The organism is Pacificibacter marinus (assembly GCF_018860505.1).
In the GTDB taxonomy this organism is placed as follows: Bacteria; Pseudomonadota; Alphaproteobacteria; order Rhodobacterales; family Rhodobacteraceae; genus Celeribacter; species Celeribacter marinus_B.
The window spans coordinates 79,769-93,097 of sequence record NZ_JAHKPU010000013.1 but is presented as its reverse complement, the minus strand read 5'-3'; the positions used below and the strand labels follow the sequence as shown (position 1 = coordinate 93,097).

Sequence of the window (13,329 nt, the reverse complement as noted above, 5' to 3'; positions counted from 1 at the left end):
GGGTGTGTGATAAGGAATTGAACAATGGCTACGGCGGCAGACAAGACCATGAAAAAAAACGGCGACAAACAAAGCGGCGACAAGCAAAAAGCGCTCGACAGTGCACTGGCTCAGATTGAGCGGCAGTTTGGCAAAGGCTCGATCATGAAAATGGGGGCGGACAATCCAGCCCAAGAGATTGAAGCGACCTCCACAGGTTCTATTGGGCTGGATATTGCCTTAGGCATTGGCGGTCTTCCGAAAGGGCGTATCGTAGAAATCTACGGCCCTGAAAGTTCAGGTAAAACAACGCTGACATTGCACTGTATCGCAGAAGAACAAAAAAAAGGCGGCGTCTGTGCCTTTGTTGATGCCGAGCACGCACTTGATCCGATCTATGCCCGCAAGCTGGGGGTTGATCTTGATGAGTTGTTGATCTCGCAACCTGATACTGGTGAGCAAGGTCTTGAAATTGTTGACACCTTGGTGCGATCTGGTGCTGTATCCATGGTCGTCGTCGACTCTGTTGCGGCCCTGACACCAAAGTCCGAACTTGAAGGCGACATGGGCGACAGCTCTGTTGGCGTCCAAGCGCGTTTGATGTCGCAAGCCATGCGCAAACTGACCGGTTCTATCAATCGCTCTGGCTGTACAGTGATTTTCATCAACCAAATTCGGATGAAAATCGGTGTGATGTTTGGCTCACCCGAGACGACATCTGGCGGCAACGCTTTGAAGTTCTATTCTTCAGTGCGGATGGATATTCGCCGTATCGGATCGATCAAAGATCGTGATGAAATCGTTGGCAATGAAACCCGCGTGAAGATTGTCAAAAACAAAGTGGCTCCTCCGTTTAAGGTGGTAGAATTTGACATCATGTACGGCGAAGGCATTTCTAAACGGGGCGAACTGTTGGATCTCGGTGCCAAAGCTGGCGTGGTTGATAAATCAGGCTCTTGGTATTCTTACGGCGATGAACGTATCGGGCAAGGGCGCGAAAACGCTAAGAAATATCTGCGGGATAATCCGCAAATGGCGCTTGAAATTGAAGATAAAATTCGCGCAGCGCACGGGTTAGACTTTGATATGGATGTCGCAGCCGGCAATGCAGGCGATAAATCCGACGTGCTTGACGACGAATAGGTCGCACAGCGTTTAAGATATCTCTGCTTTTAATGTATTAAAGGGCCATGGCAAAAATGCTGTGGCCCTTGTTTGTTAGGTTTTGCCTTGTTCAAGTCAGCTTGGCATGGACAGCCCTCACTGGCTTGGGTAAACCCTTTGGGAACAACCGCAATCCAGCCTGCGAGAAGAGCCCAATATGCCAACCGTCAACGATATTCGCTCCACCTTCCTCAATTACTTCGAGAAGAACGATCACACCATCGTGGACAGCTCTCCGCTGGTTCCACGCAATGATCCAACCTTGATGTTCGTTAATTCGGGGATGGTTCAGTTTAAGAACTGTTTCACCGGTGTTGAGAAGCGCGATTATGTGCGCGCCACTTCAGCGCAAAAATGTGTGCGCGCAGGCGGCAAACACAATGACCTCGATAATGTGGGATATACTGCGCGTCACCACACGTTTTTTGAGATGCTCGGTAACTTTTCCTTTGGTGATTACTTTAAAGAACAAGCCATTTCCCATGCTTGGACGCTGGTCACCGAGGTCTACCAAATCCCGAAAGAAAAACTTTCGGTCACTGTGTATCATACCGATGATGAATCTTATGGCATTTGGAAAAAGCTTGGCGTGCCCGAAGATCGGATCATCCGCATCGCAACCTCTGACAACTTTTGGCAGATGGGTGATACGGGGCCTTGTGGACCCTGCACTGAAATTTTCTATGATCACGGCGAACATATTTGGGGCGGCCCACCCGGTTCACCAGAAGAAGACGGTGACCGCTTTATTGAAATCTGGAACATCGTTTTCATGCAAAACGAACGGTTCGCCGATGGGTCAATGATCGACCTCGATATGCAGTCCATCGATACAGGTATGGGCCTTGAGCGTATTTCGGCACTTTTGCAGGGCAGTCACGACAATTACGACACTGACATGATGAAGGCGTTGATTGAGGCCTCTGCTCATGCGACGCATTCAGATCCTTTTGGCGACAAAAATGTGCATCACCGCGTGATCGCCGATCACCTACGGTCGACGTCGTTTTTGATTGCCGATGGTGTGATGCCATCCAACGAAGGGCGCGGTTATGTACTGCGTCGCATCATGCGGCGTGCGATGCGTCATGCGCATTTGCTGGGGGCCAAAGATCCCGTGATGCACCAATTGGTGCCAGCTTTGATCAAACAAATGGGCGAGGCTTACCCAGAGTTGCGTCACGGCCAAGCGATGATCGAAGAAACGCTGAAACTGGAAGAAACCCGTTTTAAAACAACGCTTGAGCGTGGCTTGCGCCTGTTGGATGACGAACTTGGCGGCTTGCCTGATGGCGCGAAATTGCCTGGTGCCTCTGCGTTTAAACTTTACGACACCTATGGTTTTCCTCTCGATCTGACCCAAGACGCTTTGCGTGAAAAGGGCCTAGAGGTCGACACCGACGGGTTTGATTCAGCAATGGCTGAGCAAAAAGCCAAAGCGCGTGCGGCGTGGTCTGGATCTGGTGCAACAGCTGACGCTACCATTTGGTTCGAGATTGCTGAAGAACACGGCGTGACCGAATTTTTGGGCTACGATACTGAAACTGCAGAGGGTCAAGTTTTGGCGCTTGTCGCGGACTCAGTTGTAACGCCTTCCGCGAAGGCTGGCGATGAAGTCTCTATCGTTGTGAATCAAACGCCGTTCTATGGCGAAAGCGGCGGTCAAGTGGGCGATAGCGGCGTGATCCGCACAGCCACAGGTACAGCCGAGATTACAGATACCAAAAAGGTTGCTGGTGTGTTCATTCACATGGCCAAAGTCACTGAGGGCACGATTGAAACTGGCGCGAATGCGGTTTTGACCGTCGATTCTGAGCGTCGTGCAGCCATCCGTGCCAATCACTCTGCGACGCATTTGTTGCACGAAGCCCTGCGCGTCGCCTTGGGCGATCACGTGGCACAGCGCGGGTCTTTGAACGCGCCTGATCGTTTGCGGTTCGATTTCTCGCATAACAAAGGCCTGACAGCACAAGAATTGGCCAAGGTTGAACAAGACGTCAATGCTTTCATCCGCCAAAACACCGCAGTTGAAACCCGTATCATGACCCCAGACGATGCCCGCGCCATCGGCGCGCAGGCGCAGTTTGGTGAAAAATACGGCGATGAAGTGCGTGTGGTTTCAATGGGCATGGCCGACACCGGAAAGGGCCAGAACGGCAAAACATATTCGCTTGAGCTTTGTGGCGGCACACATGTGACGCGCACGGGCGATATCGGTGCTTGTGTCGTTCTTGGCGATCAAGCCTCGTCTGCGGGGGTGCGCCGGATTGAGGCGCTGACAGGTCAAGCGGCTTTGGATCATTTGGCGCTTGAAGCCGATCGCAGTGTGCAGATTGCGGCAGTGTTGAAAACCCCCATCGCGGGCGTTGTCGATCGTGTGAAAGCCTTGTCTGAAGAGCGTAAGCGTCTTGAGCAAGAGGTCGCAAATCTGAAAAAAGAACTGGCCATGTCTGGGGATGCTGCGGCGGATGTTGTTGAAATCAATGGCGTTAAATTCATCGCGCAAGTTTTGTCTGGTGTGAGTGGTAAAGACCTGCGTGGTCTGATTGACGCGCATAAAGACAACCTTGGGTCTGGCGCTGTACTGCTGATTTCTGATGACGATGGCAAAGTTGCCGTGGCCACAGGTGTCACAGATGATCTGACGAGCACTTTGTCGGCTGTAGATATTTTGAAAGCGGCAGTCGTTGAACTTGGTGGCCAAGGCGGCGGTGGTCGCCCAAGCATGGCCCAAGGCGGCGGCAAAGACATTTCCGGCGCGGATGCAGCCATTGCAGCCGCCACAAAAGTTTTGGAGGGCTAAACGATGGGCGCACTTTGGATTGCAAATGTAACGGTCTCGGATGAAGAGGCTTACGGCAAATATGCAGCGCTTGCAGGGCCGGCGATTGCCAAACACGGTGGTGAGTTCATTGCCCGTGCAGCGCGTTTTGTGCAGCTTGAGGGCCGTGAACGCCCCCGCAATGTTGTGGCCAAGTTTCCAGATGTGGACACGGCGGTCGCTTGCTATCATTCACCAGAGTATCAAGAAGCACTCAATTTTGCGCGCGGCGCGTCGGAACGCGAATTGATGGTGATTGAAACCTCGGAGTAGATTTTTAGAGCGGGCAGGGATCATCTGCCCGCTTTTTTACTTTGCGCGTGACCTCATTCATGGGACCCTGATACCGATCATGCGATCCAAAACAGGAGCAACACATGGAGTTAGGCACTTTTTCCGTCAGTTTGAGTGTGAAAGATCTTGGGGTGTCCAAGGCATTTTACGAAACCTTGGGGTTCACGCAGTTTGGCGGTGATCCTGATCATGGCTATGTGGTGATGAAAAACGGCGCGCATCTCATTGGTCTGTATCATGGGATGTTTGAAGGCAACATGCTGACGTTTAACCCAGGATGGGATCAATCCGCACAACCGATTGATGATTTTGACGATGTCCGTGACATCGAGGCCAAATTGGTCGCCGCGGGCGTAGACATGGCGACGTCTTGTGTGGCTGGCGACGGCGTGGGGCATTGCATTTTTTCCGATCCAGATGGCAATGTCATCATGTTGGATCAACACGTTCCACGTCAAAACGGCAGAAAAGCATGATCATTCATTCCGTTTATTGTGCGATACGTGCCGGAACTTCTGCAGGGGAGATTGATGCGGTCTTTGCTCAGTTAAGTGCACTCGTGCCTGTCTGTAATGGCCTTTTGTCGTTTCAAGCAGGGCCAAATATTGATTTGGAACAAAAATCCCAAAAGTTCACCCACGGTTTTGTCATGACATTCGAAAGCCAAGCGGCGCTTGAGGCCTATACTGTGCATCCTGCGCATAAGGCTGCGGGCGGGGCTTTGGTGGCGATCTGTGATGGGGGCGGTGACGGGATAATGGTGTTCGACCTCGTAGTCTAAAACCAAATCTTATGGCTAAATACGCAAAACGCCCGCTGTGATCAGCGGGCGTTTTTAATATCTATAGCATTTATGCCTATATCAGTGGCTTATTTGCCAGATTTACCCATGCGCTTACGATCGACAGGATCGAGGAAGCGTTTGCGCAGACGGATCGCGTTTGGCGTGACTTCAACCAATTCGTCGTCATCGATGTAGGCAATCGCTTGTTCTAGCGTCAATGTTACAGGCGTGGTCAAGCGCACAGCTTCGTCGGTGCCTGACGCACGAACGTTGGTCAACTGCTTGCCTTTAAGGGGGTTCACTTCAAGGTCGTTTTCACGTGTGTGCTGGCCGATGATCATGCCTTGATACACGTCGTCTTGGGCTTTGATAAAGAAGTGCCCGCGATCTTCAAGTTTCCACAACGCGTAGGACACGGCTTTACCTGCATCCATAGAGATCAAAACACCAGCGCGGCGGCCGGGAATGTGGCCTTTGTGCGGGGCCCACTCGTGGAAGACGCGGTTCATAACGCCTGTGCCGCGGGTATCCGTCAAGAATTCGCCGTGGTAACCGATGAGGCCACGAGAGGGCACATTGGCGATGATGCGTGTCTTGCCGCTTTGTTGTTTCATCTCAGCAAGCTCGCCTTTGCGCGCGCCTGTGAGTTTCTCAATCACCGCACCGGAGTATTCGTCATCCACGTCGATGGTGACTTCCTCGACTGGCTCCATTTTGACGCCGTCGATTTCACGGATCAAAACCTGTGGGCGCGAGATGGACAGCTCAAAGCCTTCGCGACGCATGTTTTCGATCAGAACACCCATTTGAAGCTCGCCACGACCAGCAACTTCAAAAGCTTCGCCGCCGGGGGTGTCGGTGACTTTAATCGCCACGTTGATTTCAGCTTCTTTCATCAAACGATCGCGAATGATGCGCGACTGTACTTTTTTACCATCACGGCCAGCAAGAGGGCTGTCGTTGATGCCAAAGGTCACAGTGATGGTTGGCGGATCGATCGGCTGGGCTTCAAGCGCTTCGTCGATTTCAAGTGCACAGAGCGTATCGGCAACGGTTGCTTTGGTCATACCTGCAACGGAAACGATGTCGCCAGCAATGGCTTCGTCGATGTCTTGCATGCCAAGGCCACGGAAAGCTTGGATTTTCTTGACTTGGAATTGCTCGATTTTTTGACCGTGCACACTCAAGGCTTGGATCGTAGCACCTGTTTTAAGCGTGCCTGTCTCAACACGGCCTGTCAGCATACGGCCCAAGAATGGGTCGGCGCCAAGCGTCGTGGCAAGCATACGGAAGGGTTCGTCGCGTTTCTTGAGCTGTTTAGGCGCGGGCACGTGGTTGAGGATGATATCGAACAAGGCGGACAGGTCTTTGCGTGGACCGTCAAGTTCATTGTCACACCAGCCAGAACGACCTGAGGCGTAAAGCGTTGGGAAATCGAGTTGATCGTCGTCAGCTTCAAGCGTCGCGAAAAGATCAAAACATTCATCCAAGGCGCGGTCAGGTTCTCCGTCTGGTTTGTCGACTTTATTCACCACAACAATCGGGCGCAGACCCAAAGCCAGCGCCTTTGATGTTACGAATTTTGTTTGTGGCATTGGGCCTTCGGCTGCATCCACAAGCAGAACAACACCGTCCACCATGGACAAAATACGTTCCACTTCGCCACCAAAATCGGCGTGACCTGGCGTGTCAACGATGTTGATACGGTGGCCTTTCCACTCGACAGAGGTTGCTTTGGCAAGGATGGTGATCCCGCGCTCGCGTTCTAGGTCGTTGCTGTCCATAGCGCGCTCTGTGGTCGCTTGGTTGGCGCGGTATGTGCCGGACTGCTTGAGCAGCTCGTCTACGAGTGTTGTTTTGCCGTGGTCAACGTGGGCAATGATAGCAATGTTGCGAAGATCCATGCTTGGTCTTTCTCTTAATCCATGTGGTTGCGCTGCGCATAGCCTGAGTACCATCAAAAGACCAGCCTGAATTGACGTGAATGGGCTGAAACTGCCCAATGTGTGATTGCTTTTCGGGATGAGGTGCTAGAGATTGCCCTAAATTTTATCGGAAAGCAGTGATTGATGGATACGCGCGATACCTTTCAAGTTCAATTTAAAGGGGATGCTCAGACCTATTTTGGCATCTGGATCGTCAATTTGATGTTGTCGATTGTGACCCTTGGCATCTATTCGGCTTGGGCCAAGGTGCGCACCAAGAAATACTTCGCGCAAAACACCACCATCGACGGGCGACGGTTTGATTATCACGCCACGGGCAAGCAGATTTTGATCGGGCGCGTCATCGTGGTCGCAGCCCTTATCTTATATTCTGTACTTTCAGCTATTCCCGTTGTCGGGATCATCTTGGCGCTTGGGTTTATTGGCGTTGGTCCTTACCTGATCAACAGATCTTTGAAATTCAATGCGCGGATGACATCGTTTTCGGGGCTGCGCTTTGGCTTTGATGGTACATTTTGGCATGCGCTTAAGGTGTTTTTGCTTTACCCTGTTTTGTGCCTCTTTACGCTTTATCTTGCTTGGCCCTTTGTGGCACGCGCCCAGCAACGATATTACGTGAAAAATCATCGCTACGGCACAGCACAATTTGATTTTGAAAGTGGCGTTGGCCCGTTTTACAAAGCGCTGGTTTTTGCGGCCTTTTGGGCTGTTGGCGTTGTGATTGCCATCACTGCGGTCTTTTTTGGCCCCGCATTGGCTGCAGGGCAGCTGTTCGGCGAAGACTCCATTTGGGTGACCTCTGATCTGATGACAGTTGTGCCTGTTCTCATTATTGTCATTGCAGTGTTACCCGCCGGTTTTATCTACCGCGCCTATATTCGCAACGCCGTCTATGCGGCTGCAAGCGTTCAAGGTGGACATGAATTTACCTCGACCGTCAAACCTTTGGCCTTGGTTGGAATCGCGATCACCAATGCGCTGGCTGTTATGCTGTCCTTAGGGTTGATGTTGCCATGGACCCATGTGCGCATGTCGCGCTATCTGGCGCGCAACACTTATATTACGGTCAACGGAACATTGGACGCCTTTGTTGGCGCACAAGAAGAAGAGGTCAGCGCGCTTGGCGATGCCTTCACCGATTTTGAAGGGATAGACGTTGACTTCGCCCTCTGACTTTTACGGCCAAACATCATCGGGAGAGGTCACAGGCCATGCCTATGCGGCGCAAAGTTCGACGCGGGTTAATGCGCGTTTGGTGCGTGATGGCGCAGGGGTGCGGCTTTTGGCAGATAATGGTGATGTTTTGTATGCGGGGTCTCCGACAAGCCGCGAACATGTCTCTGGCGGACCTATATTGATGCGTTTTGGCGAGGATTGGACCTTTGACACTGACGACGTGAAAGGTGCCAATCTGTTGCTTGGGCCTTCAAGTGACAGTTGGTTGTCAAACCTTGAGGTCTGGCACCCAAGGCTGATTGCTGTACTCGCGTTATGCTGTCTTGGCGTTTTTGCCGTTTGGCAATGGGGCTTGGGCCTTTTGGTGGCCGTTGCCATCGCGTTGACGCCCGCGGCTTTGGTGTCGTCGATGGACACAGGCAATATGGCCGCAATGGACCGGTTGTTTGCCGATCCGACAGAATTGTCCCAAACCGATCAAATCATGGTCCGCGATGTGTTTGAAAACATCAAAGCCCACGCGCCAGATGCGCCTTATGGCGACTATACTTTGCTGTTTCGCAAGGCCGATCAAATCGGACCAAACGCCTTTGCCTTGCCCGGGGGGACGGTCGTGGTGACAGATGCTTTGGTTGAGGAGTTCGGCGATCCTGACATTCTCGCTGGCATCTTGGGGCATGAGTTGGCCCATGTTTCAGAGCGGCACAGTCTGCATCAGCTCTATCGGTCTTTGTCGATTTATGTACTTGTGGCGCTGGTGGCAGGGGATGTGGGGCCCATTCTTGAGGATGTTCTGCTTGAGGGCAGCGCCTTGGCTTCTCTTGCCTATTCGCGTGAACACGAAGCCTCTGCTGATATCATTGGGGTTAAAACAGCCTTTGCAGCGGGATACGATCCGGCGGCTTTGGCTGACTTTTTTGAGGCCTTGTCCCATGATCATGGCGATGGTGGTCCCGAATGGCGTTCAACCCATCCGTCCAACGCCGACCGGATTGAAACCATCAAAAAATTGGCGGCCGAGCAATAGCTTGGCCTCCATATGTCTCATAAGCAGGTCTGGTTTATGTGGCGATGTAGCGGTCGCGGCGGTGGTTGATGGCGATCACCACGTTGGCGACGACAGCGCCGAGCAAAGAATATGCCACCAAGTCGAGCGGTAAAATAAACGCTGCCACGGCAAACAAAACCGCATCAAAGCCCAATTGCACATATCCTGCTTTAAAGCCAAACGCGTCTTGAATATACAGCGCCATAATGCCGATCCCGCCCAAAGACCCGCCATGACGGATGATCGCCATGAGGCCAGAGGCTGTCATAAATCCGATCATGATGGCCCCAAAGATTGGGTTGAGTGTTTCAAATGATATGAAGCGCGGAAATATTTCGGTGAACACTGAGATCAGCGCGACGCAGATCAGCGTTTTGATGACAAATTTCACCCCCATGCGTTTGTATCCAAACCAGTAGAACGGCAGGTTGACGAGGAAAAAGACCACGCCAAATGGAGCTTCAATCAGATAAGATATCAACAGCGCCAAGCCGGCTGTCTGTCCCGTGATCAACCCAAGCGTCTTGAGCATCATCAACGACAACGCGCAGATTGCGGTACCATAAACAAAAGCCTGTGCGTCCTCAAAATTAGTGTGTTTGGTGGGATTCAAATCGGATTTGGACATGAGGTATCAGGCTCGTTTCTAGGGCTTAGTTGGCAATATAGATGTCGCGGCGATGATTAAAGGCGATCACGCCGTTCAAGATCAAAGCACCGAGCAAAGAATATATAACCACATGCCCATCAAACAGAAAGAACGCAACCGCGAAAAGCACCGCGTCAAAAGCGATTTGAACCACGCCTGCGCGGATGCCAAAGTGATCTTGAGCAATCAACGCCAACACACCCAGCCCACCAAGCGAGGATTTATGGCGGAAAACACCAAGCAAACCAAAGCCTGTTAGCACGCCGAAGGCGATGGTCCCGAAAATTGGATTTAAGGTCTCAAATGTCATCAACGGTGGAATATAGGCCATCAATATGGACAGAAGCGTAACGGATATGGCTGATTTTATGGTGAACTCTTTGCCCATTCGAAAATAGGCCAAGATGTAGAACGGGATGTTTATCAACCAAAAGACCCATGAAAATGACATATGTGTCAGGTATGAAATCACCAAGGCCAGTCCTGCCGTTTGGCCCGTTATGAACCCAAGCTGCGCGATGAAGCTTAATCCGATCGCTGTGGTGACCAAACCAATGGCCAAGCCTTGAATGTCTTCAAGCAAGCTGTGTTTGGGGGGATTTTGGGGCAGGGGGTGTGGCGCTGGCATAGGGTCATTATATGGCAGCAATATTGACCTGTCTAGTGTCTCGTGAGGTAAGTTGATCCGTTCTAGATCAACTGCAAACAATTTTGGCGCGGGTTATTCGACCCAGACACGCTGTGCTTGGAACAGCACCAAGGTTTGCGCCAATTGCGATGAAGCCCCTTCAAGGGCCGTCTGCGGATGCGCTTTTGCGTTCCGATCTTCCATTTTCGACAGCTGTTCATTCAAAAACTCTGTCGAATTGCCGGACCGCATAGACAAATTGATTTGTTCTTTGATCGATGCAATCACATCTGTCGAAGCGGTCGGGTCAAAATTGGGCTCAAAATCATAGCCCGCAGTGTTGAGCGAGTCCATCATATGGGACCGCCATTTTTCACCACGCGTTTCAAGGCCAAGAATAAAACCCACATCATCAAAATCTGATGCGCGCAGTTCGGCAGCCATTTTATCAATGTCGCGTGGTGAAATATCGTTTAAATCGTATTTGGCAAAAACGGCATCAGCCGATGGACGTTTTTTCGGTGCATCATCAGATTTCGCACCCATTGGGGATGCGCGTTCTGTTTCGCCATTGATGGCGTCGCTGCGATTGGCAGCGAGATATGATGCGGTTTGTGCAGCCTGAGAATAGGCATTGGAAATCTGCATGGCGGGAAACCTTCTGTTTTCCGTGGTGATAAACGGAACATGGGGTTTGCAGCCTTAAATCCAAGCTAACAGATAAAATTGGACCTAAATATTATGGCAAAAACAAGGCAGGTCACGCAGACATTTTTCAGAAAATTTGAATAGCATTTGCGCTCTATCGCCGTTTTTTTATCCAAACACCAAGGATAGTCCAACGAGTGCCGAAGCTGCGCCAAGGGCACGGGGGGCAAGTCTATGCGCTTGGCGCATAAAGCCCGCCAACACTATGCCAGAGGCGTGTAGCGCCGCCGTGACCAAAACGAACCCAAGACCAAACGCGAGCGGTGCAGCCTCACCAAGTTCAACCCCGTGGGCATGACCGTGAAACAGGCCAAAAAAGCTGGTAAGTGCGACTGCAATCGGCACCGATGGGCGCAGGGCAAACAAAGCGCATAGACCAAGCGCGATGCTTGAGGCGACGATAATTGGCTCTACTAAGAGTAGGGACAGGCCAGCGCGGGCGGCGATAAATCCGACAGCCATCGTGCCAACAAACCCAAGCGGCACAGCCCAAATGGCCCGTCCGCCAATTTGCAGCGCCCAAACGCCAACCACTAGCATGGCAAGGATGTGGTCCAGCCCATATATTGGATGTTGGGCACCGGACATAAAGGAATCGAAAAAGGTCGTGGTCATAGCTGTCTCTTTTCTAAGATAAACAAAGCGCCCCGACATGGGTCGCGCCTGTGGTGTGTCTATCTTGTCTATGTGTAGATAAACAAGTCTGAACCTGCGCATGAAAAAGGGCCGCAGAGTAAACTACAGCCCGATTTTATATTTTTAGTCAGTTGTTTAAGCGTCGAGCGCTGCGTTGAGATTTTCTTCGATTTTTTCCAAGAATCCCATGGTGGTGAGCCATTTTTGATCGGGGCCGACCAGCAAGGCGAGGTCTTTGGTCATAAAGCCGCTTTCGACAGTGTCCACGATCACGCGTTCAAGGGTCTCCGCGAAGTTGAGCAGCGCGGCATTGTCATCAAGCTTGGCGCGATGTTTCAAACCACCTGTCCATGCATAGATCGACGCGATGGAGTTGGTTGACGTTGCTTCGCCTTTTTGGTGCTGGCGGTAGTGACGCGTCACGGTGCCGTGGGCAGCTTCGGCCTCGACAATTTTGCCATCTGGCGTCATCAATTGCGATGTCATCAAGCCCAGCGAGCCAAAGCCTTGGGCCACTGTGTCAGATTGGACGTCGCCGTCGTAGTTTTTACAGGCCCAAACGAATTTTCCGTTCCATTTCATACAACATGCGACCATATCGTCGATCAAACGGTGTTCGTACCAAATGCCGGCCTCTTTGAATTTCTCTTCAAATTCAGCTTCATAGATTTCTTGGAACAGATCCTTAAAGCGTCCGTCATAAGCTTTGAGGATCGTGTTTTTGGTGGACAGGTACACAGGCCAGCCAAGGTTCAACCCATAGTTCAGCGAGGCGCGCGCAAAGTCGCGGATCGAGCTGTCGAGGTTGTACATCGCCTGATACACACCAGCCGAAGGCGCGTCATAGACCTCACGTTCAATGATAGTTCCGTCTTCGCCTTCAAATTTCATCGTCAGCTTGCCAGCGCTCGGAAATTGAAAATCTGTGGCTTTATATTGGTCACCAAAAGCATGACGCCCGATTACGATGGGATCAGACCACCCTGGCACAAGGCGCGGCACGTTTTGGCAGATGATAGGTTGACGAAATACAACGCCGCCCAAGATGTTGCGAATGGTGCCATTGGGTGACTTCCACATCTTTTTCAGGCCGAATTCTTTGACGCGCTCCTCATCTGGCGTGATCGTGGCACATTTCACAGCGACGCCGACCTCTTTGGTCTTCATTGCGGCATCAATAGTGACCTGATCTTCGGTGCGATCGCGTTCTTCCATACCGAGGTCATAATACAGCAGATCTAGATCGAGATAGGGCAGGATCAGCTTGTCCTTGATGAACTGCCAGATGATCCGTGTCATCTCGTCGCCGTCCATCTCTACGATTGGGTTGTCTACCTTGATCTTTTTCATCGACAGGCTCCTGAAAGGTCTGGGGTCATTTGTAATATTCGTAGACCGTTTTGAGTGGAAAGTGAATGGTGTATACCTTTGTATACCAAATCTATTCACCTTGTGCCACTCTATTGTGCATTGGTTGTGTTTCGGTGCTAATCTAT

13 protein-coding genes are annotated in these 13,329 nt (G+C 51.5%); 7 read left to right on the top strand and 6 right to left on the bottom strand.

The annotated features are described in order from the left end of the window. Positions 1–24 precede the first annotated feature (24 nt). The 5 genes from recA to KO503_RS02690 all read left to right on the top strand — a co-directional run bounded on the left by recA (position 25) and on the right by KO503_RS02690 (position 5,039). Entirely contained in the window at positions 25–1,122 is a 1,098-nt protein-coding gene (gene recA, locus KO503_RS02710) for a recombinase RecA (protein WP_215990059.1), read from the top strand. A 178-nt stretch (positions 1,123–1,300) separates the two neighbouring features. After that, complete coding sequence (gene alaS, locus KO503_RS02705; RefSeq protein WP_215990058.1) at positions 1,301–3,946, top strand: alanine--tRNA ligase; 2,646 nt, start codon at positions 1,301–1,303, stop codon at positions 3,944–3,946. A 3-nt stretch (positions 3,947–3,949) separates the two neighbouring features. Beyond that, positions 3,950–4,237 carry a DUF1330 domain-containing protein gene (locus KO503_RS02700; protein WP_215990057.1) on the top strand — a complete coding sequence of 96 codons (288 nt, stop codon included), beginning with the start codon at positions 3,950–3,952 and terminating at the stop codon, positions 4,235–4,237. A gap of 104 nt (positions 4,238–4,341) precedes the next feature. Beyond that, entirely contained in the window at positions 4,342–4,734 is a 393-nt protein-coding gene (locus KO503_RS02695) for a VOC family protein (protein WP_215990056.1), read from the top strand. Beyond that, the gene (locus KO503_RS02690) at positions 4,731–5,039 is read left to right on the top strand and encodes a Dabb family protein (protein WP_215990055.1); all 309 of its coding nucleotides are present in this window, start codon (positions 4,731–4,733) and stop codon (positions 5,037–5,039) included. The genes KO503_RS02695 and KO503_RS02690 overlap by 4 nt, the downstream gene beginning before the upstream one ends. 89 nt (positions 5,040–5,128) lie before the next feature. Here the strand turns inward: KO503_RS02690 and typA are convergent, their stop codons facing one another. Continuing rightward, positions 5,129–6,946, bottom strand: coding sequence for a translational GTPase TypA (gene typA, locus KO503_RS02685; RefSeq protein ID WP_215990054.1), 1,818 nt, complete (start codon positions 6,944–6,946; stop codon positions 5,129–5,131). 165 nt (positions 6,947–7,111) lie between these two features. Here typA and KO503_RS02680 point away from each other — a divergent pair, with 165 nt between their 5' ends. After that, entirely contained in the window at positions 7,112–8,161 is a 1,050-nt protein-coding gene (locus tag KO503_RS02680) for a YjgN family protein (RefSeq protein WP_215990053.1), read from the top strand. Continuing rightward, complete coding sequence (locus tag KO503_RS02675; RefSeq protein ID WP_215990052.1) at positions 8,145–9,191, top strand: M48 family metallopeptidase; 1,047 nt, start codon at positions 8,145–8,147, stop codon at positions 9,189–9,191. Before KO503_RS02680 ends, KO503_RS02675 begins: the two co-directional genes overlap by 17 nt. A gap of 34 nt (positions 9,192–9,225) precedes the next feature. On the opposite strand, the gene KO503_RS02670 is transcribed toward KO503_RS02675, so the two are convergent. The 5 genes from KO503_RS02670 to KO503_RS02650 form a co-directional block, all read right to left on the bottom strand. Next, the gene (locus KO503_RS02670; RefSeq protein WP_215990051.1) at positions 9,226–9,840 is read right to left on the bottom strand and encodes a YitT family protein; all 615 of its coding nucleotides are present in this window, start codon (positions 9,838–9,840) and stop codon (positions 9,226–9,228) included. A gap of 25 nt (positions 9,841–9,865) precedes the next feature. Further along, positions 9,866–10,489 carry a YitT family protein gene (locus KO503_RS02665; protein ID WP_215990050.1) on the bottom strand — a complete coding sequence of 208 codons (624 nt, stop codon included), beginning with the start codon at positions 10,487–10,489 and terminating at the stop codon, positions 9,866–9,868. A gap of 93 nt (positions 10,490–10,582) precedes the next feature. Further along, entirely contained in the window at positions 10,583–11,137 is a 555-nt protein-coding gene (locus KO503_RS02660) for a hypothetical protein (RefSeq protein WP_215990049.1), read from the bottom strand. 168 nt (positions 11,138–11,305) lie between these two features. Continuing rightward, positions 11,306–11,812, bottom strand: coding sequence for a HupE/UreJ family protein (locus KO503_RS02655; protein ID WP_252730915.1), 507 nt, complete (start codon positions 11,810–11,812; stop codon positions 11,306–11,308). 156 nt (positions 11,813–11,968) lie between these two features. Continuing rightward, entirely contained in the window at positions 11,969–13,183 is a 1,215-nt protein-coding gene (locus tag KO503_RS02650) for an NADP-dependent isocitrate dehydrogenase (RefSeq protein WP_215990047.1), read from the bottom strand. Positions 13,184–13,329 lie beyond the last annotated feature (146 nt).

What these genes read in the sequence shown, in the direction of transcription:
- recA (WP_215990059.1), top strand. Translation starts at nt 25, where the DNA reads ATGGCTACGGCGGCAGACAAGACCATGAAAAAAAACGGCGACAAACAA.
- alaS (WP_215990058.1), top strand. Translation starts at nt 1,301, where the DNA reads ATGCCAACCGTCAACGATATTCGCTCCACCTTCCTCAATTACTTCGAG.
- KO503_RS02700 (WP_215990057.1), top strand. Translation starts at nt 3,950, where the DNA reads ATGGGCGCACTTTGGATTGCAAATGTAACGGTCTCGGATGAAGAGGCT.
- KO503_RS02695 (WP_215990056.1), top strand. Translation starts at nt 4,342, where the DNA reads ATGGAGTTAGGCACTTTTTCCGTCAGTTTGAGTGTGAAAGATCTTGGG.
- KO503_RS02690 (WP_215990055.1), top strand. Translation starts at nt 4,731, where the DNA reads ATGATCATTCATTCCGTTTATTGTGCGATACGTGCCGGAACTTCTGCA.
- typA (WP_215990054.1), bottom strand. Translation starts at nt 6,946, where the DNA reads ATGGATCTTCGCAACATTGCTATCATTGCCCACGTTGACCACGGCAAA.
- KO503_RS02680 (WP_215990053.1), top strand. Translation starts at nt 7,112, where the DNA reads ATGGATACGCGCGATACCTTTCAAGTTCAATTTAAAGGGGATGCTCAG.
- KO503_RS02670 (WP_215990051.1), bottom strand. Translation starts at nt 9,840, where the DNA reads ATGTCCAAATCCGATTTGAATCCCACCAAACACACTAATTTTGAGGAC.
- KO503_RS02665 (WP_215990050.1), bottom strand. Translation starts at nt 10,489, where the DNA reads ATGCCAGCGCCACACCCCCTGCCCCAAAATCCCCCCAAACACAGCTTG.
- KO503_RS02660 (WP_215990049.1), bottom strand. Translation starts at nt 11,137, where the DNA reads ATGCAGATTTCCAATGCCTATTCTCAGGCTGCACAAACCGCATCATAT.
- KO503_RS02655 (WP_252730915.1), bottom strand. Translation starts at nt 11,812, where the DNA reads ATGACCACGACCTTTTTCGATTCCTTTATGTCCGGTGCCCAACATCCA.
- KO503_RS02650 (WP_215990047.1), bottom strand. Translation starts at nt 13,183, where the DNA reads ATGAAAAAGATCAAGGTAGACAACCCAATCGTAGAGATGGACGGCGAC.